At 63.5% G+C, this 19,744-nt stretch carries 27 protein-coding genes; 11 read left to right on the top strand and 16 right to left on the bottom strand.

Annotation, left to right across the window (positions count from 1 at the left end):
- Positions 1–3 precede the first annotated feature (3 nt).
- Positions 4–1,191 carry an MFS transporter gene (locus DMO26_RS03235; RefSeq protein WP_117190599.1) on the bottom strand — a complete coding sequence of 396 codons (1,188 nt, stop codon included), beginning with the start codon at positions 1,189–1,191 and terminating at the stop codon, positions 4–6.
- A gap of 199 nt (positions 1,192–1,390) precedes the next feature.
- Here DMO26_RS03235 and DMO26_RS03230 point away from each other — a divergent pair, with 199 nt between their 5' ends.
- Together DMO26_RS03230 and DMO26_RS03225 are read left to right on the top strand one after the other, a co-directional pair.
- A complete protein-coding gene (locus DMO26_RS03230) occupies positions 1,391–2,284 on the top strand; it encodes a LysR family transcriptional regulator (RefSeq protein WP_117190598.1) in 894 nt (297 codons plus the stop codon).
- Between the two features lie 160 nt (positions 2,285–2,444).
- Positions 2,445–2,780 (top strand): hypothetical protein, encoded by a 336-nt coding sequence (locus DMO26_RS03225; RefSeq protein WP_117190597.1) that lies wholly within the window; start codon positions 2,445–2,447, stop codon positions 2,778–2,780.
- A gap of 7 nt (positions 2,781–2,787) precedes the next feature.
- On the opposite strand, the gene DMO26_RS03220 is transcribed toward DMO26_RS03225, so the two are convergent.
- The gene (locus DMO26_RS03220) at positions 2,788–3,447 is read right to left on the bottom strand and encodes a glutathione S-transferase family protein (protein ID WP_117190596.1); all 660 of its coding nucleotides are present in this window, start codon (positions 3,445–3,447) and stop codon (positions 2,788–2,790) included.
- 156 nt (positions 3,448–3,603) lie between these two features.
- Positions 3,604–4,344: a gamma-glutamylcyclotransferase gene (locus DMO26_RS03215; RefSeq protein ID WP_117190595.1), complete on the bottom strand. Its 741-nt coding sequence runs from the start codon at positions 4,342–4,344 to the stop codon at positions 3,604–3,606.
- 255 nt (positions 4,345–4,599) lie between these two features.
- Here DMO26_RS03215 and DMO26_RS03210 point away from each other — a divergent pair, with 255 nt between their 5' ends.
- Both DMO26_RS03210 and DMO26_RS33525 read left to right on the top strand, forming a co-directional pair.
- Positions 4,600–5,493, top strand: coding sequence for an alpha/beta fold hydrolase (locus DMO26_RS03210; protein WP_117191008.1), 894 nt, complete (start codon positions 4,600–4,602; stop codon positions 5,491–5,493).
- A 48-nt stretch (positions 5,494–5,541) separates the two neighbouring features.
- Entirely contained in the window at positions 5,542–5,694 is a 153-nt protein-coding gene (locus DMO26_RS33525) for a hypothetical protein (protein WP_162894689.1), read from the top strand.
- Between the two features lie 26 nt (positions 5,695–5,720).
- On the opposite strand, the gene tam is transcribed toward DMO26_RS33525, so the two are convergent.
- Positions 5,721–6,491 (bottom strand): trans-aconitate 2-methyltransferase, encoded by a 771-nt coding sequence (gene tam / locus DMO26_RS03205; RefSeq protein ID WP_117190594.1) that lies wholly within the window; start codon positions 6,489–6,491, stop codon positions 5,721–5,723.
- A 169-nt stretch (positions 6,492–6,660) separates the two neighbouring features.
- Between tam and DMO26_RS03200 the strand changes: the two genes are divergently transcribed.
- Positions 6,661–7,548, top strand: coding sequence for a branched-chain amino acid aminotransferase (locus tag DMO26_RS03200; protein WP_117191007.1), 888 nt, complete (start codon positions 6,661–6,663; stop codon positions 7,546–7,548).
- A 3-nt stretch (positions 7,549–7,551) separates the two neighbouring features.
- On the opposite strand, the gene DMO26_RS03195 is transcribed toward DMO26_RS03200, so the two are convergent.
- The 6 genes from DMO26_RS03195 to DMO26_RS03170 form a co-directional block, all read right to left on the bottom strand.
- Positions 7,552–8,169, bottom strand: a complete 618-nt coding sequence (locus DMO26_RS03195) for an alpha/beta hydrolase (protein WP_117190593.1) — start codon at positions 8,167–8,169, stop codon at positions 7,552–7,554.
- Positions 8,170–8,276: 107 nt separating this feature from the next.
- On the bottom strand, positions 8,277–8,600 hold the full coding sequence (locus DMO26_RS03190; RefSeq protein ID WP_117190592.1) for a type II toxin-antitoxin system RelE/ParE family toxin: 324 nt from the start codon (positions 8,598–8,600) through the stop codon (positions 8,277–8,279).
- Positions 8,597–8,884: a ribbon-helix-helix domain-containing protein gene (locus DMO26_RS03185; protein ID WP_117190591.1), complete on the bottom strand. Its 288-nt coding sequence runs from the start codon at positions 8,882–8,884 to the stop codon at positions 8,597–8,599. The genes DMO26_RS03190 and DMO26_RS03185 overlap by 4 nt, the downstream gene beginning before the upstream one ends.
- A gap of 69 nt (positions 8,885–8,953) precedes the next feature.
- Positions 8,954–9,700 carry a sulfite exporter TauE/SafE family protein gene (locus DMO26_RS03180; RefSeq protein WP_117190590.1) on the bottom strand — a complete coding sequence of 249 codons (747 nt, stop codon included), beginning with the start codon at positions 9,698–9,700 and terminating at the stop codon, positions 8,954–8,956.
- Between the two features lie 230 nt (positions 9,701–9,930).
- A complete protein-coding gene (locus DMO26_RS03175) occupies positions 9,931–10,920 on the bottom strand; it encodes a hypothetical protein (protein ID WP_117190589.1) in 990 nt (329 codons plus the stop codon).
- A 140-nt stretch (positions 10,921–11,060) separates the two neighbouring features.
- Positions 11,061–11,384, bottom strand: coding sequence for a hypothetical protein (locus DMO26_RS03170; protein WP_117190588.1), 324 nt, complete (start codon positions 11,382–11,384; stop codon positions 11,061–11,063).
- Positions 11,385–11,557: 173 nt separating this feature from the next.
- Here DMO26_RS03170 and DMO26_RS03165 point away from each other — a divergent pair, with 173 nt between their 5' ends.
- From DMO26_RS03165 to DMO26_RS03155, 3 genes are all read left to right on the top strand, one after another.
- The gene (locus tag DMO26_RS03165; RefSeq protein ID WP_117190587.1) at positions 11,558–12,160 is read left to right on the top strand and encodes a superoxide dismutase; all 603 of its coding nucleotides are present in this window, start codon (positions 11,558–11,560) and stop codon (positions 12,158–12,160) included.
- Positions 12,161–12,255: 95 nt separating this feature from the next.
- The gene (locus DMO26_RS03160) at positions 12,256–12,576 is read left to right on the top strand and encodes a DUF4440 domain-containing protein (RefSeq protein ID WP_226951181.1); all 321 of its coding nucleotides are present in this window, start codon (positions 12,256–12,258) and stop codon (positions 12,574–12,576) included.
- 176 nt (positions 12,577–12,752) lie between these two features.
- Positions 12,753–13,595, top strand: a complete 843-nt coding sequence (locus DMO26_RS03155) for a metallophosphoesterase (RefSeq protein ID WP_117190586.1) — start codon at positions 12,753–12,755, stop codon at positions 13,593–13,595.
- Positions 13,596–13,733: 138 nt separating this feature from the next.
- Here the strand turns inward: DMO26_RS03155 and DMO26_RS03150 are convergent, their stop codons facing one another.
- The gene (locus tag DMO26_RS03150; RefSeq protein ID WP_117190585.1) at positions 13,734–14,447 is read right to left on the bottom strand and encodes a helix-turn-helix transcriptional regulator; all 714 of its coding nucleotides are present in this window, start codon (positions 14,445–14,447) and stop codon (positions 13,734–13,736) included.
- Positions 14,448–14,582: 135 nt separating this feature from the next.
- Between DMO26_RS03150 and DMO26_RS03145 the strand changes: the two genes are divergently transcribed.
- The 3 genes from DMO26_RS03145 to DMO26_RS03135 all read left to right on the top strand — a co-directional run bounded on the left by DMO26_RS03145 (position 14,583) and on the right by DMO26_RS03135 (position 16,813).
- The gene (locus tag DMO26_RS03145; protein ID WP_117190584.1) at positions 14,583–15,224 is read left to right on the top strand and encodes a LysE family translocator; all 642 of its coding nucleotides are present in this window, start codon (positions 14,583–14,585) and stop codon (positions 15,222–15,224) included.
- Between the two features lie 155 nt (positions 15,225–15,379).
- Positions 15,380–15,820, top strand: a complete 441-nt coding sequence (locus tag DMO26_RS03140) for a c-type cytochrome (RefSeq protein WP_117190583.1) — start codon at positions 15,380–15,382, stop codon at positions 15,818–15,820.
- Positions 15,821–15,895: 75 nt separating this feature from the next.
- Positions 15,896–16,813, top strand: coding sequence for a c-type cytochrome (locus tag DMO26_RS03135; RefSeq protein WP_117190582.1), 918 nt, complete (start codon positions 15,896–15,898; stop codon positions 16,811–16,813).
- A 90-nt stretch (positions 16,814–16,903) separates the two neighbouring features.
- On the opposite strand, the gene DMO26_RS03130 is transcribed toward DMO26_RS03135, so the two are convergent.
- The 5 genes from DMO26_RS03130 to DMO26_RS03110 form a co-directional block, all read right to left on the bottom strand.
- Positions 16,904–17,392: a GNAT family N-acetyltransferase gene (locus DMO26_RS03130; RefSeq protein WP_404947007.1), complete on the bottom strand. Its 489-nt coding sequence runs from the start codon at positions 17,390–17,392 to the stop codon at positions 16,904–16,906.
- 187 nt (positions 17,393–17,579) lie between these two features.
- Positions 17,580–18,542 (bottom strand): prolyl aminopeptidase, encoded by a 963-nt coding sequence (gene pip, locus DMO26_RS03125; protein ID WP_117190580.1) that lies wholly within the window; start codon positions 18,540–18,542, stop codon positions 17,580–17,582.
- A 64-nt stretch (positions 18,543–18,606) separates the two neighbouring features.
- Positions 18,607–18,915 (bottom strand): helix-turn-helix domain-containing protein, encoded by a 309-nt coding sequence (locus tag DMO26_RS03120; protein WP_117190579.1) that lies wholly within the window; start codon positions 18,913–18,915, stop codon positions 18,607–18,609.
- Between the two features lies 1 nt (position 18,916).
- A complete protein-coding gene (locus tag DMO26_RS03115) occupies positions 18,917–19,108 on the bottom strand; it encodes a hypothetical protein (RefSeq protein ID WP_264319341.1) in 192 nt (63 codons plus the stop codon).
- Between the two features lie 189 nt (positions 19,109–19,297).
- Positions 19,298–19,714 (bottom strand): MerR family transcriptional regulator, encoded by a 417-nt coding sequence (locus tag DMO26_RS03110; RefSeq protein WP_117190578.1) that lies wholly within the window; start codon positions 19,712–19,714, stop codon positions 19,298–19,300.
- Positions 19,715–19,744 lie beyond the last annotated feature (30 nt).

Here is a 19,744-nt window from a genome sequence, read left to right as displayed (position 1 = left end):
CAGTTATTCGGCCGGGCAGGCGAGGGCGGCGGTGTCCGCCCGGCGCCGGTCGATCCGGATGGCGACAATCGCCACGGCGAGCGCTGCGAGCGGCACCAGGCCGGCGACGAAGGTGACCGAGCCGAGGCCGGGGCCATGGTCGATGACCGCGCCGCCGAGCCAGGCGCCGATCGCATTGCCGAGGTTGAAGGCGGCGATGTTGAAGGAGGAAGCGAGGCCCTGGCCCGCCCCTTCCGCCTTCTGCAGCACCCACATCTGCAGCGGCGAGACGGTGGCGAAGGCGGCTGCCCCGAACAGGCCGATGGCGATCACGGCCAGCACGGGCTGGTGGATGGCGGCGGTCATGGCGAGAAGCACGGCCGACAGCGCCAGCAGGCTGCCGATCATGGTCGGCAGCAGGCGCCGGTCGGCCAGCCAGCCGCCGGCGAGATTGCCGACGACGAGACCGCCGCCGAAGACGAGCAGGATCGGCGAAACGGCCGCCTCCGAAAACCCGGTGATCTCGGTCAGGATCGGCGCGATATAGGTGAAGCCCGCAAATACGCCGACCCAGGAGAGCACCGTGGTGAGAAGGCCGAGCATGACCGCCCGGCGGCCGAACACGGCCAGCACGCCTCGGGATGCTTCCTGCCTGTCGTCGGCCGGGTTGTCCTTCGGCACGAGCAAGCCGATCACGGCAAAGGCGACGATGCCGATCAGCGTGACGGCGAAGAAGGTCGAGCGCCAGCCATAGGCCTGGCCGAGCCAGGTGCCGAAGGGTACGCCGAGAATGTTGGCGACGGTGAGGCCCGTGAACATGATGGCGATCGCGGAGGCCTTTCTGTTGGGCGCGACGAGGCTGGTGGCGACCACCGAGCCGACGCCGAAGAAGGAGGCATGCGCGAATGCCGTCAGCACCCGGGCGGCCATCAGCGTCCAGTAGTCGGGCGCGACCGCACAGGCGAGATTGCCGATGGTGAACACCACCATCAGCGCCATCAGCAGCGTCTTCTTCGACCATTTGCCGGAGATCGCGCCGAGGATCGGCGCGCCGATCACGACGCCGAGCGCGTAGCCGGAAATCAGCAGGCCGGCGGCCGAGATCGACACGCCGAGATCGGCGCTGACGTCGAGAAGCAGGCCCATGATGACGAATTCCGTGACGCCGATCCCGAAGGCGCCCGCCGTCAGGGCATAGAGTGCAAGTGGCATGGAAGGAGTCCTTGTCCTGGAAGGAATTGATGCGGCGCAATATCATCGCGAGGGACTTGTATGGGTAGCGGGATAGGTGGATAATCATTTGTGAAATCAAATCACAGATAGTGCGCGTTTCATGGCGCTTGCCCCTCTCCCTGCTTGTGGTGGAGGGAGGGAGCAGTGCCGAAAGCCGGCAGCTATCGGAGAGGCATCCATGGACAACCGCGCCGGAGAAATGGAAGTCTTCGCGCTTGCCGCCGAGCTGAAGAGCTTCTCCGCCGCTGGGCGGAAGCTGAAGCTCTCGCCGTCCGCCGTCAGCAAGCTCGTCACCCGCCTGGAGAACCGGCTCGGCACCCGGCTCGTCGTGCGCTCCACCCGCCTGCTGCAATTGACGCCGGAGGGTGAGACCTATCTCGCCCGCGCCCGGCGCATCCTCGCGGAAATCGCCGATACGGAGGAGGTCGTTTCCGGCGGCGGCAGGATGCGCCCGCGCGGCCCGCTCACCATCAACGCCTCGGTCGGCTTCGGCGAGCGTTACGTCCTGCCGCTCACCTGCGAGTTCCAGACACTTTATCCCGACGTGCAGCTCGACATCACGCTCACCGACGACACCGTCGACCTCATCCGCGAGCGGGTGGATATCGCGATCCGCCATGGGCCGCTGCGCGATTCGTCTCTGATGGCGCGAAAGCTCGGCGAGAGCCGTCAGGTGGTGATCGCCTCGCCGCATTATCTGGAACGGCACGGCATCCCGAAGGCCCCGGCTGAACTCATCCATCACAACTGCATCAATTTCAACTTCCGCCGGTCGGTCGAAGGCTGGCCTTTTCGTGATCCGGAAACGGGCCGGCGTGACCTGCTGCCCGTTTCCGGAAACCTCAAGGCAAGCAGCGGCTCGATCATCCGGCAGTTCTGCCTGGAAGGGCTCGGCATCGGCCGCGTGGGGCGTTTTCATGTGGAGCCGGACATCCAGGCAGGCCGTCTCGTGCCGGTCCTGGAGGATTTCAACCCGGAAGACATCGAGCAGATCCACGCCGTTTATGCGGGCCATGAGCACCTCGCAGTGCGCATCCGTGCCTATATCGATTTCCTGGCCGAGCGGCTTTAGACCGCATCGCGCAATGAGCGAGCGGTATTGCGGTAGCGATATGCGAAAACAAAGACCACAATCCCGATCACTTTGATCGTGAAACGTGTCTTCTGCGCCACAGATTCGCCTTGCTTTGGCCGGTTTCCGCACCCAAATCCTGGGTTCAGGAGAATCCCACATGAGTGAACAACTGAACGACATCATCGTCCGTCTGCGGGCGGAGATCATCGCCGAGGCGTCCGAGCGCCCGCATGTGAGCGTGCCGATGGAAGACCTGCGGCTCATCGTCCAGAGCTTCGAAATCCTTCATGCGGAGAAGGAAGCGCTGCGCCGCCGGGCGGAGCAGCACGCGGAAATTGTCGAAGCCGTCGAAGTCTTCATCGCAGCTTATCGTGACAAGTATAAGAACTACGGCAGCGGCGGCATTCGCCCCAGCGCCGTGCTTCGCCGCGAGGTGCGAATGATCTGGGCCGCCATGAACGGCCACGTTCTGGCGACCGAGAGCACGTTTTAGACCGTGCTCAATCCCGATCCGGCGCGCCGAGCGGGAAGAACGGCCGGTAGGGGCGGGCCTCGTCCACGGCGCGGGCGAAGGACGGACGGGCGAGCAGCCGGTTGCGATAGGCCGTGACGTTCGGGAAGCGGCCGCCGATCGGATGCGTCCAGTCGGCATAAAAGAGGGCGGGCGCGGCGGCGCAGTCGGCAAGGCTGAAACCGTCGCCGGCCGCCCATTCGCGCGTCTTCATCCGCTCGTCGAGCCAGCCATAGGCGGCGTCGAGCATGTCGCGCGCTTCCTTGACGCCGTAGGGGTCGCGGTTCTCTTCCGGCCGCAGGGCGTTGAACACCACCTTCTGCTGCGGGGTGGAAATGTAATTGTCGAAGAAACGGTCGAGCATCCGCACCTCGATCGCCTTGTCGGGATCCGCCGGGATCAGCTTCACCGACCCCGGATAATGAACGTCCAGATATTCGATGATGATCGTCGCCTCGAAGACCGGCCGTCCGTCGTCCATCAGCATCGGGAAGCGCTTCACCGGCCAGAGGCTGCAGAGCTCCTCCCAGGCGGCCGGATCGTCCGGACCCAGCATGCGGGTGTCGAAGCCGGTATCGTTGTCGTAAAGCGCCGTCAGCACTTTCTGGCAGTAGGACGAGAACGGATGCGAATAGAGGATCGGACGCATGGCAGGAAGCCTCCTAGACTGATTGCAAATTGAAATCGGTTTATTGATAGGTCAACTGATTTAATTCTGCAACTGGTTTGTCGCCGCGTTCGCCACATCCATCCCACGGGGCGGGCGGCAGGACGAAAGAGAGCGGCGGCTATGGGGCGTGCCGGTTCACGCTTCGACCTTCTCAACCGCCCGCGCATGCAGTGCCCGGATTTCGTCGGCCACCATCTCCTGCAACCGCCAGAGATTGCGGTCGCGGATGCCGAATTCGGCGAGATGCACGACGGTATTGTAGAGATATTCGGCGCAGGAGCCGCGGTGCCCGCAGGCGCGCGCCAGGATCGGCGCCACCTGATCGAGCGGCAGGAGCGGCTTGACGATCCGCTGGCTGGTGCCGCCGACCCAGAAGACCAGCGCCCGCACCGTCTCGCCCGCCGGCGTGCGCACCTGCAGCCAGCGCATCGACGACAGGCTGTCGCGGTTGCTCACCTCGCGGCGCAGCGCCTTTTCGATCTGCTCGCGCTTTTCCCCGTCCGCGACGCGATAGATCACCCCGTCGCAGCGGCCGCCGCGCGACAGCATCATCATCAGGCCGGGCTGGGCCGGGGAGCCGCGGCCGCGCTCGATCCTCAGGGAAAAGGACCGATGCCAGCCGTAGATGGTCGCTCGCCGCGAATCGACGGAATCGAAACCCGGTTTCCAGATCAACGAACCATAGGCGAAGATCCACAGCGGCTCGTCGCCGATCTCGGCGGTCAGCCGGTCGGTCAGCCGCACGTAATCCTCTTCGGTCATCGGCGTCCAGGACGGCGGCGGGCCGGGATCGGCCTCCTCGCGAAAGCAAAGATCGACCAGTTCCTGCGTGAGCGACAGTTGCGCGGATCTCCATGTCCTTTGCGATTTCGGCATGATGCGGTCCAGTGGCGACACGGTTCGATGGCAGGCATAAAGAGTGCGAAACGGACCTGGCGAGTCAACCCGCTCCGGCAGGTCGCAGCGAGAATATCGTGGCCTTGTCCAATTCCGCAAACCGGCACTGCGTCGCCGAGCGGGCGGCAGCCGTCCGGCTGTCCGCTCCGCCATGCCAAGAAATGGTCACGGATCATTTCCAAGCTGAAATCATTCTTGAGGTCATGATGGCTCGGCGTTCAAGGAGGCATGATCATGGATTCGACGGGGAATGCCTGCTGGGGTCTCACTCGGGTGAAGCATAGATGGCTCGATCTCGGCGGCATGAAAGTATTTTATCGCGAGGCGGGCAGGGTCGGCGCGCCGGTATTGCTCCTGCCCCACGGTTATCCCTGCTCCTCCTATGAATTCCGCGAACTGATGCCGCTGCTTGCCGACCGGTGGCATCTCCTGGCGCCGGATTTTCCAGGCAGCGGCTACACCGACACGCCCGACGGCTTCCGTTATACATTCGACGGTTTCGCGGATTTCCTGGACGCCTTTCTCGAAAGGCTCGGCGTCCAGCGGTTTGCCCTCTACCTGCATGATTTCGGTTCGCAGATCGGCCTTCGCCTGGCGATCCGGCACCCGCGGCGGGTTGCGGCTCTGGTCATTCAGAACGGTGACATTTACGAGGATGCGCTGGGCCCGAAATATGCCGGACTGCAGGAATACTGGCGCAACCCCTCGGAGGGGAATCGTCAGAAGATCGCCGATGCGGTGAGCGAGGAGGGTTTCCGGGAGGAATTCCTCAACGAAGTGCGACCGGAAATCGCCGAACGCATCTCACCCGACCTATGGAAGCTGCATTGGTCGTTGATGGACGACCGCCGGCGCGCGATCGCCGTGGATGTGATCGCACGTCTCAGCGAAAACGTCGCGTGGTTTCCGCGCTACCAGCAATATCTGCGTGACTACCAGCCCCCGGCATTGATCGTCTGGGGGCCGCAGGACGGCTACATGCCGGAAGAATCCGCCCGCGCCTTTCTGCGTGACCTGCCGAAGGCGGAACTGCATCTTCTCGATGGCGGCCATTGGCTGCTGGAAACCCATCTTGACCAGGTGGCGTCGCTGATGCGCGACTTCCTCGGTCGCGTCCATGCGGCCTGAGCGGTGATGGGTTTCGCGTAACCGGTCAGCGAAGGAGATCAAGAAGCGATGCGTTGGCTTTTTATCGGCATTCTGCTGATCCTCATCGGCTGCGTGCTCAGCATCATATGGCTCAATGATCCCGGCGACAGCCGGCTCGACGGGGCCGGGCCGCCGCAGGAACAGCAGGCGCCGCTGACCTCGCCGCCCGGCACTCCGTGAGAACCGCGGCTTGGGCAGTACGGCTCTCAAGCCTTTACCGCAACGACGAAAAGCCGTGGGAAACGCAGGAGCACGCGGCCGTCCGCCATGGGCGGATAGGCATGCGCCAGCCGCGCCGTGTAGTCTGCCGTGAAGGCCTCCGCGTATTTCGAGCCGGCCGCATCGAGATAGGGCCGGAGCCCGGTTGCCTTGACCCATTCGGCGATTGCCGGCGCATCGGCGAGCGGATGGTAATAGACGGTGTGCCACACCTCGACGCGGACGGATTTCGGCATCAGGCGGTCGAAATAGACGGAAGGCGCCGGCAGCAGCGGCCGGCGCACCCGCCCGCCGGCGAAAGCCGGCGCCCAGGGGCCGGCCGCTCCGGTCTCCTCCATCAGCGTGTGGCTCGGTTCGGAAAGGTTGTCGGGCATCTGCACCGCCAGCACGCCGCCGGGCTCCAGATGATCCATCAGCCGGGCAAGCACCGAAACATGGTCCGGCACCCATTGGAACACCGCGTTGGCGTAAAGCAGATCAGCCGGTTCCTCCGGCACCCATGTGTCGAGATTGGCCTTGATGAACTGCGTGCCGGGCAGGCGCTTGGCCGCCGCCGTCAGCATGTTGTCGTCGCTGTCGAGCCCGATCACGCTGCCTTCGCCGAAGCGCTCCACCAGAAGCTCGGTGGAATTGCCGGGCCCGCAGCCGAGGTCATAGGCCCGGATGGCTGAGGCTAGCGGCACCTGGGCGATCAGATCGCGGGCAGGCCGCGTCCGCTCGTCCTCAAACTTCACATATTGTTCTGCAGACCATGCCATGTCGCGCGCTCCCGCCTGTTCCGATGGCAGGAAAATGCCACTCCTTCGATCCGGTCTCCACGCATAAAAACATCAAATTTTGTGATGACTCATCTCATATTATCGCTTGACCTGCAGGAGCGAGCAGGACTTCACTCACCGCAAAATCATCGAGAACGAGGAGACCGTCATGGCCGTCGATACCGCCGCCCGCACCAACACCTGGACTTTCGTGGATGGCGAATGGCTTGAGGGCAATCCTAAGCTCGTCGGCCCCACATCGCATGCCATGTGGCTCGGCTCGACCGTCTTTGACGGCGCCCGCTGGTTCGACGGCATCGCCCCGGATCTCGATCTGCATTGCCAGCGCGTCAACCGCTCGGCGAAGAATATGGGCATGCAGCCGGTCATGAAGGCGGAGGAGATCGAGGCGCTCGCCTGGGAAGGCGTCAAGAAATTCGACGGCAAGACGGCGATCTACATCAAGCCGATGTACTGGGCCGAGCACGGCATGCCCTACAGCGTCGTCACCGCCGATCCGGAATCGACCCGTTTCGCGCTCTGCCTCTTCGAGGCGCCGATGCATACCGCACGGCCCTCGTCCCTCACCGTGTCTCCCTATCGCCGCCCGAACCCGGAAGTGGCGATGACCGGCGCCAAGACCGGCAGCCTTTACCCGAACAGCGGGCGCATGATCATGGAAGCGCGAGGCCGCGGCTTCGACAATGCGCTTGCCCGCGACATGAACGGCAATGTCGCCGAGACCGCCTCGTCCAACATCTTCATGGTCAAGGACGGCGTGGTGATGACGCCGATCGCCAACGGCACCTTCCTCGCCGGCATCACCCGCTCGCGCGTCATCGGCCTGCTTCGCCAGGCCGGCTTCGACGTACGCGAGACGACGCTGACGGTGGGCGATTTCATGGATGCCGACGAGATCTTCACCTCCGGCAACTATTCCAAGATCGTGCCGGTGAACAGGTTCGAGGATCGCCAGATGCAGGAAGGCCCCGTCGCCCGCAAGGCGCTGGAAGCCTACATGGACTGGGCCCGCTCGAGGACCGGCGACGACGTCTGAGCCTCAGCGAAGCAGCGCCTTCGCCAGAAACTTCCCGGCATAGGCAGCACCGCTGCCGGAGATCGTGTGGCCGAGGCCCGGCTCGATCCGGATGTCTATCGGCAGGCCGAGCGCCGCCAGCCGCTCGGCGGCGCTTTCAGTTTCCTCGACCGGAATGACCTGATCGTCGGTGCCGTGGACCAGCAGTACCGGCGTCGTGCCTTTCGGCGCATGCGGCTGAGGCGCCGCCAGCCTGCCGGAAAAGCCGGCCACCGCCCCGACCGGCCAGCGCCCGCTGGCGACCGCATCGAGCGACATGATCGTCCCCTGCGAGAAGCCGACGAAGGCCACGCGGTCGAGCCGCCCCGCAAAGCCGTTCTCCTCGACGATCGCCGACACCGTGGCATCGAAGCCCGGCCGCGCCGCAGCGATCCGGCCCGGCCGACTTTCGGTGGTGATGCCCGCGGTGCTGAACCACTGCCGGCCCTGGCCGAGGCTCGAAGCTTCCGGCGCATCGGGCGCTGCGAAGACCGCGCCGGGCAGGACGGCTGCCAGCCGCTTGCCGACCGATGCCAGGCTCGCCCCGTTCGAACCGACCCCGTGCAGCAGGATCACAAGAATCTTCGGGAGGGGGTCTGCCATGGAGAGGGGGCCTTTGCGGAAGGGAAAATGACGGCCGTTCTGTTACGGCATGTCAGGCGTGGAGGCCAGATGAGGAAGGGTGACCGGAGCGTTCAATATTGGGAGGCTTAGAAGAAGTCGTCATCGTCTTCCATGTCATCCGATCCGCCAAGGCTTTTGCCGCCATAGAGGACTCGCGTAATGACAACGGTGTCGTGATCAATACGAAAAGCGATCGTCGCCTTTCGGCGATAGCCCACAAGCCGAAGGCCCGGTTCTATGTCGTCTCGTAATGTCCCGCGCTTTGGGAAGAGATCGAAGCGGTTGCAGTGATCCATGATCTTACGGATGTAATCGCCCGCAAAATCTTCGCCTCTCTTGCCAGCATTGTATTCGAACAGGTCCGCGAGATCCAAGCGCGCTTCGAGAGCGTAGACAATGGTGTAGGTCATGCGCCGATCGACTTGCGATCGCGCGTCCGCATATATTCCTCAAGCTCCCGCCGCGTTTCATCGGCGGTCTTGGCGCTGGAAGGGTCGGCGTCATAGGCACGAAGCGTCGGCACGACCTCTTTCCGCAGCCACTCTTCGATCTCGGCATCATGATCGGCCAGATAACGCAACCCCTCCTCAACGACTTCGCTCTCGGTGGCGAATTCGCCAGACGCGATCTTCTTCTCGACGAGTTCGGCCATGTCTTCGGAAAGCGAGATGGTGATCGATCGGTTCGGGCGCATGGAGAAGCTCCTGTTCAGCCTATACTAGCATGAGCGGCAGTCGATCCGATAGACATTCCCAACCGCTGCTCACGCGAACCGCACGGCCGCAGTCCCTATGATGATCATCGAAACGGCGATCATCAGAGGCTTGACCGGCAGCCTTTTGACGATCAGCGCCCCGAACGGGGCGGCCAGCACGCCGCCGAGGATGAGCCCTATGGCGGAGGAAAGCTCCGACCAGCCGAGCGCGGCGATGAAGGTCGCGGAAATGACCGTGGTGACGGTGAATTCCGTGAGATTGGTCGAGCCGATCACCTTCTTGGGATCGTGGCCGCGGCCAAGCAGCGAACTGGTGACGATCGGTCCCCATCCGCCGCCGCCCATCGCGTCGAGCAGGCCGCCGGCGCCGCCCACATAGGGCACGATCCAATCATGCACGTCGCGCGGCCATTTCGGCCTGAACGCCTTGTAGAGGATGAACAGCCCGACGGCGATCAGATAGGCCGACACGAAGGGTTCGATCGCCTTGCCGTCGATATTGGACAGCGCGTAGGCGCCGATCGCCCCGCCGAGCATGCCCGCCGGCGCAAGCCGGACGACGAGGCGCCAGTCGACGTTCCGGTGGTAGACATGCGAGAGCCCCGATGCGGCGGTGGTGAAACATTCGGTGACATGCGTCATGGCGCTCGCGGCCGCGGGGGGCACGCCGACGGTAAGGAGGCTGGTGGTGGTGAGCACTCCGAATGCCATGCCGAGCGCCCCGTCGACGATCTGGGCCAGGAAACCTATGGCGACGAAGACCAGGAATTCGGACGTCGGAAAGTCGAGCGACATTGAGCCTCCTCTTTGCCGATGGCGCTCGCTTTCAATTCTCGGCTGCGGAGAAAGGTTCCGCGGCCGTCGGCCGATAACGGCGGCGGGAGGGCATGGCTGGTCTCCGCCGTCACCCCGTCCGCCGAACATGATCCTCGTCGCGATCGCGGTTGCCAGTTTCGGCAGGACTGATGCCAAGGCCCATTGCGCCGCCGGCGCAGGCCGGCAGGCGGACGGTATCTCCGGCTGGGTTATGACCCGGCGCCTGCGCTGTTCTGCGCCAGCACACGGGACAGCATTTCCGACATGGCCGCGTCCGGCAATTGCTGGAGCGGAGGGAGGGACGGCATGTGATGGATGTCGAGGTCCGTCGTGCCGCCGTCGGCGAACTTGACGGTGAGCGTGCTCTTGCCGCGGATCGTGATCGTATCGTCCGGATTGCCGGCAAAGCGAATGACGGTCTCGCCGTCTTCGGCCGACACCGTCATGTCCTCGGCTTTCAGGCCGGAGCCAAGCTCCAGCACCGTGTCACCGAGCACCGTGAGGGAATCCTGTCCGTCGCCGGCGTTGAAACGGACGGTCGAGCCGAGGCCGACGCGAATCTGGTCGGCACCCTTGCCCCCGGAAACCACGCTGTGGGTATGGGTATCGATCCAGTCGTCGCCTTCGCCGCCGTCGACGCGGCTGTCGGACCAGGCCTTGATGACGTCGTCACCCTTTCCGCCGTTGACGGTGGTTTCCGACCAAGCCTGGATCGTGTCGTCTCCGTCTCCGCCGTCCACGTGGCTGTTGGACCAGGCGTTGATATCGTCGTCACCGCTGCCGCCATCGACATGGCTGTCGGACCACGCATCGATCTGGTCGTTGCCGTTGCCGCCGTGCACGCGGCTGCCCGACCAGCTGTAGATCTTGTCGTCGCCGTCACCCGCATCGACGATGCTGTCGGACCAGACGCTGATCGTATCGTTGCCGCTGCCCGCGTCGACGAGGCTGCTTGTCCAGCCCTCGATCGTATCGTCTCCATCCGTGCCGGATTGCAGCTGCATGGCAAGCTCCAGCCGTTTCAGCACGTCCTGGATCAGCGGCGAAGTGCCGATGCTGCCGGTGGTGGGCGACGCCTTCTGCCCGGCGTCGCCGGAACCGGGATTGTTTGTCGCCCCGCCCTCGGCGTCCGGCCGATAGGGCGTTCTGCGTGATTGATAGAAATAGCTGACCCGGCCGTTGATGTTGTCGACGCTCACGAGCCTATCCTTTCATCGGTCAAAATCTGAAATCGCAAACGAAATCGAAACAATGACCGGACGCTAGAAGCGGAACCCTGCGTCAACCTGATCGGGAATCGGATTTCTGGCTGCACGCCGCACGGCGGCAGGCCGTCGGCCTATTTGCCGGTCTTGACCAGCAGTTCGCCGGCGGAAATCTCGCCGCCGATCTCGGCCTTTTTCGTCTTCTTGTCGAAGACGCAGATGGTGCTGACCGTTGCCTTGGCGCCCGCTGCCCTGCCTGAGACGACCGCCAGGCCATAATTTTCGCTGCCGAAGGGATCGACCAGCGCCTTGCCGTTCTGGATCAGCCCCTTTGCGGCGGCGATGCAGGCTTTGGAGACTTCGGCCCGGAACCCGCTCCAGGCGTCGTCCGACGAAGCGTGCGCGACGGTGAAGCCGGATGCGGCAAGGAGTGCGGCGAATGCAAAGGCGGTCTTCATGAGGCGGTCTCCGAATCAGTAATCTGGCCCGTTTCTTGTATGCCCGAAAATCAGCAAGTTCTTGACCCTATCGGCTTGATTTTTGGCAAGTTCACCGTTGCCTCTTGGCCGGTCCCCTCCTATGTTCCCGCTCAACCTTTCACCCAAGGTGTTTGCTGAAAAGGAGTAGACCTATGGCTTTCGAACTTCCCGAACTTCCCTACGACTACGAAGCCCTTGCCCCCTTCATGTCGAAGGAGACGCTCGAATATCATCACGACAAGCACCACAAGGCCTACGTCGACAACGGCAACAAGCTTGCCGCCGAAGCCGGCATGGGTGACCTGTCGGTAGAGGACGTGGTCAAGAAGTCCTTCGGTACCAACCAGGGCCTCTTCAACAACGCTGCCCAGCACTACAATCACATTCATTTCTGGAAGTGGATGAAGAAGGGCGGCGGCGGCAGCAAGCTGCCGGGCAAGCTGGAAAGCGCGGTCGCTTCCGACCTTGGCGGCTACGACAAGTTCAAGGCCGATTTCATCGCCGCCGGCACCACCCAGTTCGGCTCCGGCTGGGCCTGGCTCTCGGTCAAGGACGGCAAGCTCGTCATTTCCAAGACCCCGAACGGCGAGAACCCGCTGGTTCACGGCGCGGACCCGATCCTCGGCGTCGACGTGTGGGAACACTCCTATTACATCGACTACCGCAACGCCCGGCCGAAATATCTCGAAGCCTTCGTCGACAGCCTGATCAACTGGGATTACGTTCTCGAACGTTACGAAGCCGCCACCAAGTAATTCGCGGTTTCGTTGAATTTTCGAAGCGCCCGGTGTCGGAAGACGCCGGGTGTTTTTGTCTGGAATGGCCGCAGGCCGGAACGGAGGGAAGCGCAATGAATGATGCCTCGATCGAGACCGTCCTGGCGGACCTTGCCGTCCGCGAGCCGATCTTTCATCGCCGCGAATTCGGTACCAGCCGGGAGGCGCTGGAGGCGATGACGGAGGAGAATTTCTGGGAGATCGGCGCGAGCGGCCGGATCTACCATCGCGATTTCGTCATCAACAACCTTCTCGAGCACTACAAGCAACCCGAGCCGCATGACTGGCCGTGCCGGGAGTTCTCAATCCGTCTCCTGGCCGAAGGTCTCTACCAGCTGTCCTACGTCCTGGACGAACCCGGCGTCCGACGCGGCGGACGACGCTCTGGAGGATGACGCCGGCCGGCTGGAAGATCGTCTTCCACCAGGGCACGTTGATTGCGTAGGTGCCCGGCCTTCCGAGAGCGAAAAGCTGCGCTTGTGATATCGATAGGACCATGATCTGAATTGCAGAATCAGACGCCTGCGCCCGTCGTCACGTTCCTGTCATCTCGCCCGCATATCTGCACGCCATGCCCTCTGGAAAGCCGCTTCTCCGCTTCGGCGTTTTGACCGATCCGCAATATGCCGATGCCGAGCCGTGGCTCGAGATGGACCGCCATTACCGGAACAGCCTCGATAAGCTGCGTGAGGCGATTGTCGTGCTGAACGGCGAGGACCTTGCCTTCGTCGTCACGCTCGGCGATCTCGTCGACCGCGGCTGGGAGAGTTTCGATCCCGTGCTTTCCGTCTATGGGAGCCTGCGCCACGAAAGCATCCTGATGCCCGGCAACCACGATTTCCTCGTGTCGCCGGAACGGCTGGACGATGTGCGCGGGAAGCTCGGCATGCCCGCCGCCTGGCACGATTTTTCCCGCGGCGGGGTGCGCTTCGTGGTGGTCGACGGCAACGAGGTCAGCCTGTTTTCGACGCCGGACGACCATCCGCGCCATGCCGAGGCGCAGAATCGGCTGGATGCGCTCGTTGCCGCCGGCGCGATCAATGCCAGAGAGTGGAACGGCGGCATCGGCGAAGAACAGTTCGCCTGGCTCTCATCCGTGCTGGAGCGGGCAAGGGCGGCGGATGAAAAGGTGGTCGTCATGGGTCACTATCCACTCCATCCGGAAAATGAGCACAATCTGTGGGATGGCGAGCGGCTGACGGAACTCTTCGAGCACTCCGGCAATGTCATCGCCTACCTGAATGGCCACAACCACGCCGGCAATCTCGGCAGGCATGGTTCGACCTGGTACGTGAACTTCAGGGGCATGGTCGATACGGAACGGCAGAACACCTTCGCCGTCGTCGAACTGCATGCCGACCGCATCGAGATCGTCGGCCATGGCCGCGAGGAAAGCCGCACCCTGCCGCTTTGAACGGGCTACGGAGGCCCGGCTAATTCTCTTCCGTCAGCCCGGTCTTGTCGTTCTGACGGGGAGGGGGACGTGCTCCGTCACCGGATGAGGGGCACGCCGCTTCACATTTGGAGCGACCGTAAACAATAGCCGCATCAATCATGACGCCGCCGGTTGCGCTGCCGCCCGCGCATTTGCCGCCCAACCTTCCACCCACAGCCCGCGCAGCCTTTCGCCCTCGCCGAGGAAGAAGTCGTCGACCGGCTCGCAATGCTCCACCCGGTCGGCGCGGAAATTGCGGATCGCCTGACGAAGCTCGCACCAAGCGACGATATTGGCGGTCTGCGAGTAATAGACGAGCGCGACCGGCCGGATCACCCGTTCGGTGGCGCGGGCATATTCGTCTCGATAGTCGAGGACCAGCTTCTGCTCGTCGCGGATCGCCCGGCGCACCATGGCGAGATCCACCGCATCCGGTGCGGGCGCGGCACTCCCCCAGGCATGCAGGGCATTGTCGGAGAACAGGCGGGCGAGCGGCTGCGGCAAGGCGGCGGCGACCTTGCGGTTCACCTGTTTGGCGGCCTGCTTGAGGCCCGTGTCGCCGGTGCGTTCGAGGAGCGCCAGCGCCAGCACGATCGCCTCCGTCTCCTCGATCGACAGCATCAGCGGCGGCAGCGTGAAGCCCGGCCTCAGGATATAGCCGATACCGCGCCCGCCTTCGATCGGCACCCGCATCGCCTGCAGCGCCGCGATGTCCCGATAGATGGAGCGCGGCGTCACCTCGAGCTGCCGGGCGATGTCCGCCGCCGTCACCGGCTTCTTGGCGAGCCGGACGATCTGGATGATCTCGAACAGGCGCGAGGCCTTGCGCATGCCGTTTCCCCAAGCTCGATACGATCGCTACTGACACTACGCTGTCAGTTGGTCTGCCGTATAGGACCGCATATCCGGTTGAAAAACAAGGCTTCGAACGGTCGAAGCCCGATATTGCGAGGCTCGCGAACTGACATGACCTATACGGAAAACCTCTGGCTCTTCTTCACGCTTCTATTCGGCATCATCGTGGTGCCGGGCATGGACATGATCTTCGTTCTGGCCAACTCGCTGACCCGCGGCCGCGCGGCGGGGCTTGCCGCCACCGCCGGCATCATCGCGGGCGGTCTCGTGCATTCCCTTTATGGAGCGGTCGGCGTCGGCCTGCTTGCCAGTCTGGTGCCGGTGCTGTTCACGCCGCTTCTGGTCGTCGGTGCGCTCTACATGGCCTGGATCGGAATAAGCCTGATGCGCAGCTCGATCACCGTCGATCACGTCGGCCCCGCCGACACGCGCTCCAATTGGGAAGCCTTCCGCCGCGGCATGACGACCTGCCTGATCAATCCTAAGGCCTATCTCTTTATGCTGGCGGTCTATCCGCAGTTCCTGCGCCCGGATTTCGGTCCGCTCGCCCCGCAGGCGGCAATCATGGCGGCGATGACCGCCGCAACCCAGCTTGCCGTCTACGGCGGGCTGGCGGCAGCGGCCGGCCGGGCGCGCGAACTCCTCGTCGGCAATGGTACCGCGACGATCTGGGTCGGGCGCATCGCCGGCCTGCTTCTCATCCTCGTTTCGCTGGTGACCCTGTGGGAGGGCGTTTCCGGATGGAGTTTGTGACAGGGATTGTGTCACCGTATTGAACACTGTGTTCACTTCCGTGCCTGCTCTGCTCGCGGTCTTCTGACAAAAACGTTACTTTTTTCAAGCGTATAAGCTGGCAAACATGCGCGGGCAACAAATCGCCGGTTTCCCGGCTCAACAGGAGAGGTTGGATGAAGTTTCAAACGATCGCCGCAGCGGCGGCCATTCTCTGTCTCGGCTTCACTGGCGTGACCGCGCAGGAAACGCCGATCGCCAAGCGCCAGGCGCTGATGAAGGGCATCGGCGGGGCGGCCGGCGCGCTAGGCGCCATCGCCAAGGGTGAAAAACCTTACGATCAGGCTACCGTCCGTACCGCACTGACCACGATCAGCACCAATATCAAGGCCTTCCCGGATCAGTTCCCAGCGGGTTCCGAGACCGGCGACAAGACCAAGGCTGCGCCGGCGATCTGGGAAAAGAACGCCGATTTCCGCGCCGAAGCCCAGAAACTGGCTTCCGCCTCCGATACCGCTCTCGCTTCGCTCCCGGCTGATCAGGCGGCTGTGGGCGCCGCCCTGAAGACCCTTGGCGGCGAGTGCAGCACCTGCCACCAGAACTTCCGTCTGCGGTAATCAAACCCCTCGGGTTGGGACGGCCGCAGCCCCTGCGGTCGTTCTTGTCGTTTATGATCGAACGGGAAAAAGGCTATGGCCTCGATGTGGTCCAAAATTCTGCTGGCAGGTGTCGTGGTGGTAGCCGCCGGCGCAGCCACGGCCTGGGCGCTGACCAGGCCTGATCCTCACCCCGCCGGCTATTGGGCCAGTCCCGGCACCCCTGATCTTGCAAAGGGCGAGCAACTCTTCTGGGCCGGCGGCTGCGCAAGCTGTCATGCGGCGCAGGGCGCCGAAGGCGATGCCCTCAAGGTTCTGTCCGGTGGCCGGGCGCTGCCGAGCCCCTTCGGCACCTTCCATATCCCGAACATCTCCCCGGACCCGAATGCAGGCATCGGCAGGTGGACGCTCGCCCAGTTCGGCGACGCCATGACCCGCGGCGTCGGCGCCGATGGCGAGCATCTCTATCCTTCCTTCCCCTACGGCTCCTATACCAGGCTTTCGGCCAAAGACGTCGGCGATCTCTTCGGCTACCTGAAGACATTGCCGGCAAGCGCCAATGTCGCACCGCCGCACGAACTGCGGTTCCCTTACAACGTCCGGCTCGGCGTCGGCGTCTGGAAATATCTCTATCTGAACGACCGGCCGCGGGTGCAGCTCGCATCCGCCGACGAAAAGGTGAAGCGCGGCCAGTTCCTGGTGGAAGGGCCGGGCCATTGCGGCGAATGCCACACTCCGCGTGACCAGATGGGCGGCTTCCAGCCGGGCAGATGGCTCGCCGGTGGTCCGAATCCGGAAGGCAAGGGCACGATCCCGAACATCACCCCCGGCTCCGCGGATATCGGCTCCTGGAGCGAGGCGGATATCGCCGGCTATCTCGAAACGGGCTTCACCCCGGACTTCGATTCCGCTGGCGGTTCGATGGTCGAGGTGCAGCAGAATATCGCGCATCTGCCGAAGAGCGACCTGGAGGCGATCGCTGCCTATCTGAAGGCGGTGCCTTCGGTGAAGTGAACCGCCTGCAAGATTGCCGGCATGCCCCGGATTGCAGGGAGAGGTTTTGGCCAGGCCGCCGGATAGGCCTTGGCCGTCCGCCTCACATCCTCAAGCCAGGGCCTGCGTGTAGCGCATGCCGGTGACCGGGCGCGGCACGAAATCCATCTGTTCGTAGAAGCGGTGGGCGGCGAAGTTGCCGGTGGCGGCGCTGACCGAGAGATAGTCGCAGCCGGCCTTGCGGGCGATCTCGCGGGCACGCGTGACGAGATGCTGGCCGATGCCGTGGCCGCGATGGCCGTCGCGCACGAAGAGATGGTGCAGGTCCATGCCGCGCCTGCCTTCCTGTACCCGGTAGACCGGCACGAGGATGGCATAGCCGATCAGCTCCGGGCCGCTATCGGCGACGAGAGTGGTGATCCGCGGCATCGGTCCGAAAAGGTCGCGCTCCAGCTTTTCCGGCGTCGTGCCGGCGGGATCGTTGTGATGCGCCGCGAGCAGCGCGATCATCTCGTTCAATTCCGGCAGGTCGCGCGGTTTGGCGCTGCGGATCGTCACGACGGGCGGGCGGGGAAGGGTAATCTCGGTATCTTCGGTCATTTCCGGCATCCTTGTTTCGGTCTTGGGTGCCGTCAGGTGCCGTCTAAACAACTAAGCCGCCTGACGGCGGCTTGTTGACATGAAGAACTGTCGGGCCGCCTCTTAGAGGTAGGCCCAAAAATACGAGCAGGCGGTGGTGGTGCGCGTGTTCATCATGGCGTTTAGATGCTCCCGATCTTTTGCCTTGTCAAGCGCGATTTACGAATCGATTCGTAGCCGCAACGATCACCTCGGCCATGCCCTGATCACCGGTCGAATGGCCGGCATCGTCGATCATGACCAGCTCGCTGCCCGGCCACGCTTTCGACAGTGCATAAGCCGTGGCGGGCGGTCCCTGCAGGTCGAGCCGCCCCTGGATCAGCACGCCGGGAATGCCTTCCAGCCGATAGGCGTCGCGCAGCAGTTGCCCGTCTTCCAGCCAGGCGCGGTGGTGGAAGTAGTGGGCGCAGAGCCGTGCCCGGGCGAGCGCGAAATGCGGATCCTGCCATCGCGCCGGCATATCCGTCTTGGGATCGGCGGAAACCGAGCCGGCCTCCCAGGCATGCCAGTCGAAGGCCGCCTTCTGCCGTATCCCGGGATCGGGATCATCGAGCAGCGCGCGATAGGCCTCGACGGGATGCCTGGTGCGCAGATCCCCGGGGAGCGCCGCGACAAACCGCTCGTGAGCCTCGGGCAGGAAAAGCGCCAAGCCGCTGTAGAGCCAGTCGATTTCGCTCCAACGCGTCGTGGTGACGCCGGCGAGGACCATCGCGTCCACGCGCTCGGGAAACTCCTCGGCATAGGCCAGCGCCAGCGTCGCGCCCCAGGACGAACCGAATACCAGCCATGTCCCGATGCCGAGCAGCACCCGCAACGCTTCGATATCGCCGATCAGGTGGCGGGTCGTGTTGTCGGCAAGCGTATTTTCGAACTCCGCCGCGCTCGGCGTGCTCTTTCCGCAACCCCGCTGATCGAACTGGATGATCCGCCAGACAGTTGGATCGAAATGCCGCCGCGCACTCTCCGACATTCCCGATCCCGGCCCGCCATGCAGCAGAAGCGCCGGACGCCCCGCGGGATTGCCGGAGAGCGCAAAGAAGATACGATTGCCGTCGCCGGTATCGAGGAAGCCGGTTTCGTGGGGTGCGAAGGGAGGGAAGAGAGAGGCCATGTCGATTCCCGCTAATAAACGCACAGGTCCGCCGCGCCCAAGCGCCATCAGAAGGCCTTGAATACTACGCGGCAGAGAGAGCCCGTAACACAGCTTCGGGTTCCTTCTCCATCACGCGCAGAAGATTTGCCGCCGGCCCGCTCATCCGCCGGTGTCCCTGTTCCCATTTCCGATAGCCGTACACGCTGATGCCAAGCACCCTCGCCATCTGGTCCTGGGTAAGTTCCAGCCGTCGGCGAATCTGCTTCGGATCGGGAGTGTCCACTTCAATCTCACGAACGATGGTCGCACCTGCACTCTCGCCGTCGGCATGCGCAAGCGCTTCGGACATGGCTTGGATCAATTCGGCACCAAAATTGGATTTCTTCGGCATGTTACCTCGTCCTTGTCCTGTAGCGATCCTTGATCGCCCTTGCCAGGGCCGCAACCGTTTTCGCCGCACCGGAGGAAAGATCGATCTTCTGGTTCTTGGCGTATACCAGCAGTGCGTAAAGCGGGGCATCCTCGCTGTACCAGTAATAGATCACCCGCGCGCCGCCGCGTTTGCCTCTGCCTTTGGCCGCCACACGGACCTTTCGTACCCCACCGGTGCCCGGAATCTCGTCGCCTGCCAACGGATTGGACGCGAGGAAGGAAATAACGTCTTCCTTCTCTTCCGGTGAGAAAATAGCAGCCGCTTGATTTGTAAATGTCGGCAGTTCGGGACCGTCTGCAGCTTCTTCATGGGAGAAAACCAACCCATTGGGTCAGTGGCGTCAATGCTCCCCTTCGCACAGCCTATGGTCCGAGAGTGCCCGGATCACGTAGCATTCCTCGATCGAATGGCCGCCGTCGCAGTGGGAGACGATGCGTTCGAGTTCCTGTTCGAGTTTCTTCAGCCTCTGGATCTTTTCGCGCACCGCCGCAAGATGGTCGGCGGCGATCCGGTCGGCATCGGCGCAGGGTTCGCTCGGGTGCTGGCTGAGCGCGATCAGCTCACGGATCGCCGGAATGTCGAGGCCAAGGTCGCGGGCGTGGCGGATGAAGGCGAGCCGTTCGAGATCGTCCCGTTCGTAGCGCCGCTGGTTGCCCTCGGAACGTTCCGCGGCCTCGATCAGGCCCATCTGCTCGTAATAGCGGATGGTCGGCACCTTGACGCCGGTGCGCCGCGAAAGATCGCCGATCGACAGCATGGCTGAAGATTCTCCTTGAAGCTCTAGTAA

The organism is Rhizobium terrae (assembly GCF_003425685.1).
GTDB classification, from domain to species: domain Bacteria; phylum Pseudomonadota; class Alphaproteobacteria; order Rhizobiales; family Rhizobiaceae; genus Neorhizobium; species Neorhizobium terrae.
Note: the sequence above shows the minus strand (reverse complement) of the source record. Positions and strands in the feature narration are given on the sequence as shown.

What these genes read in the sequence shown, in the direction of transcription:
- DMO26_RS03235 (WP_117190599.1), bottom strand. Translation starts at nt 1,191, where the DNA reads ATGCCACTTGCACTCTATGCCCTGACGGCGGGCGCCTTCGGGATCGGC.
- DMO26_RS03230 (WP_117190598.1), top strand. Translation starts at nt 1,391, where the DNA reads ATGGACAACCGCGCCGGAGAAATGGAAGTCTTCGCGCTTGCCGCCGAG.
- DMO26_RS03225 (WP_117190597.1), top strand. Translation starts at nt 2,445, where the DNA reads ATGAGTGAACAACTGAACGACATCATCGTCCGTCTGCGGGCGGAGATC.
- DMO26_RS03220 (WP_117190596.1), bottom strand. Translation starts at nt 3,447, where the DNA reads ATGCGTCCGATCCTCTATTCGCATCCGTTCTCGTCCTACTGCCAGAAA.
- DMO26_RS03215 (WP_117190595.1), bottom strand. Translation starts at nt 4,344, where the DNA reads ATGCCGAAATCGCAAAGGACATGGAGATCCGCGCAACTGTCGCTCACG.
- DMO26_RS03210 (WP_117191008.1), top strand. Translation starts at nt 4,600, where the DNA reads ATGGATTCGACGGGGAATGCCTGCTGGGGTCTCACTCGGGTGAAGCAT.
- DMO26_RS33525 (WP_162894689.1), top strand. Translation starts at nt 5,542, where the DNA reads ATGCGTTGGCTTTTTATCGGCATTCTGCTGATCCTCATCGGCTGCGTG.
- tam (WP_117190594.1), bottom strand. Translation starts at nt 6,491, where the DNA reads ATGGCATGGTCTGCAGAACAATATGTGAAGTTTGAGGACGAGCGGACG.
- DMO26_RS03200 (WP_117191007.1), top strand. Translation starts at nt 6,661, where the DNA reads ATGGCCGTCGATACCGCCGCCCGCACCAACACCTGGACTTTCGTGGAT.
- DMO26_RS03195 (WP_117190593.1), bottom strand. Translation starts at nt 8,169, where the DNA reads ATGGCAGACCCCCTCCCGAAGATTCTTGTGATCCTGCTGCACGGGGTC.
- DMO26_RS03190 (WP_117190592.1), bottom strand. Translation starts at nt 8,600, where the DNA reads ATGACCTACACCATTGTCTACGCTCTCGAAGCGCGCTTGGATCTCGCG.
- DMO26_RS03185 (WP_117190591.1), bottom strand. Translation starts at nt 8,884, where the DNA reads ATGCGCCCGAACCGATCGATCACCATCTCGCTTTCCGAAGACATGGCC.
- DMO26_RS03180 (WP_117190590.1), bottom strand. Translation starts at nt 9,700, where the DNA reads ATGTCGCTCGACTTTCCGACGTCCGAATTCCTGGTCTTCGTCGCCATA.
- DMO26_RS03170 (WP_117190588.1), bottom strand. Translation starts at nt 11,384, where the DNA reads ATGAAGACCGCCTTTGCATTCGCCGCACTCCTTGCCGCATCCGGCTTC.
- DMO26_RS03165 (WP_117190587.1), top strand. Translation starts at nt 11,558, where the DNA reads ATGGCTTTCGAACTTCCCGAACTTCCCTACGACTACGAAGCCCTTGCC.
- DMO26_RS03160 (WP_226951181.1), top strand. Translation starts at nt 12,256, where the DNA reads ATGAATGATGCCTCGATCGAGACCGTCCTGGCGGACCTTGCCGTCCGC.
- DMO26_RS03155 (WP_117190586.1), top strand. Translation starts at nt 12,753, where the DNA reads ATGCCCTCTGGAAAGCCGCTTCTCCGCTTCGGCGTTTTGACCGATCCG.
- DMO26_RS03150 (WP_117190585.1), bottom strand. Translation starts at nt 14,447, where the DNA reads ATGCGCAAGGCCTCGCGCCTGTTCGAGATCATCCAGATCGTCCGGCTC.
- DMO26_RS03145 (WP_117190584.1), top strand. Translation starts at nt 14,583, where the DNA reads ATGACCTATACGGAAAACCTCTGGCTCTTCTTCACGCTTCTATTCGGC.
- DMO26_RS03140 (WP_117190583.1), top strand. Translation starts at nt 15,380, where the DNA reads ATGAAGTTTCAAACGATCGCCGCAGCGGCGGCCATTCTCTGTCTCGGC.
- DMO26_RS03135 (WP_117190582.1), top strand. Translation starts at nt 15,896, where the DNA reads ATGGCCTCGATGTGGTCCAAAATTCTGCTGGCAGGTGTCGTGGTGGTA.
- DMO26_RS03130 (WP_404947007.1), bottom strand. Translation starts at nt 17,392, where the DNA reads ATGACCGAAGATACCGAGATTACCCTTCCCCGCCCGCCCGTCGTGACG.
- pip (WP_117190580.1), bottom strand. Translation starts at nt 18,542, where the DNA reads ATGGCCTCTCTCTTCCCTCCCTTCGCACCCCACGAAACCGGCTTCCTC.
- DMO26_RS03120 (WP_117190579.1), bottom strand. Translation starts at nt 18,915, where the DNA reads ATGCCGAAGAAATCCAATTTTGGTGCCGAATTGATCCAAGCCATGTCC.
- DMO26_RS03110 (WP_117190578.1), bottom strand. Translation starts at nt 19,714, where the DNA reads ATGCTGTCGATCGGCGATCTTTCGCGGCGCACCGGCGTCAAGGTGCCG.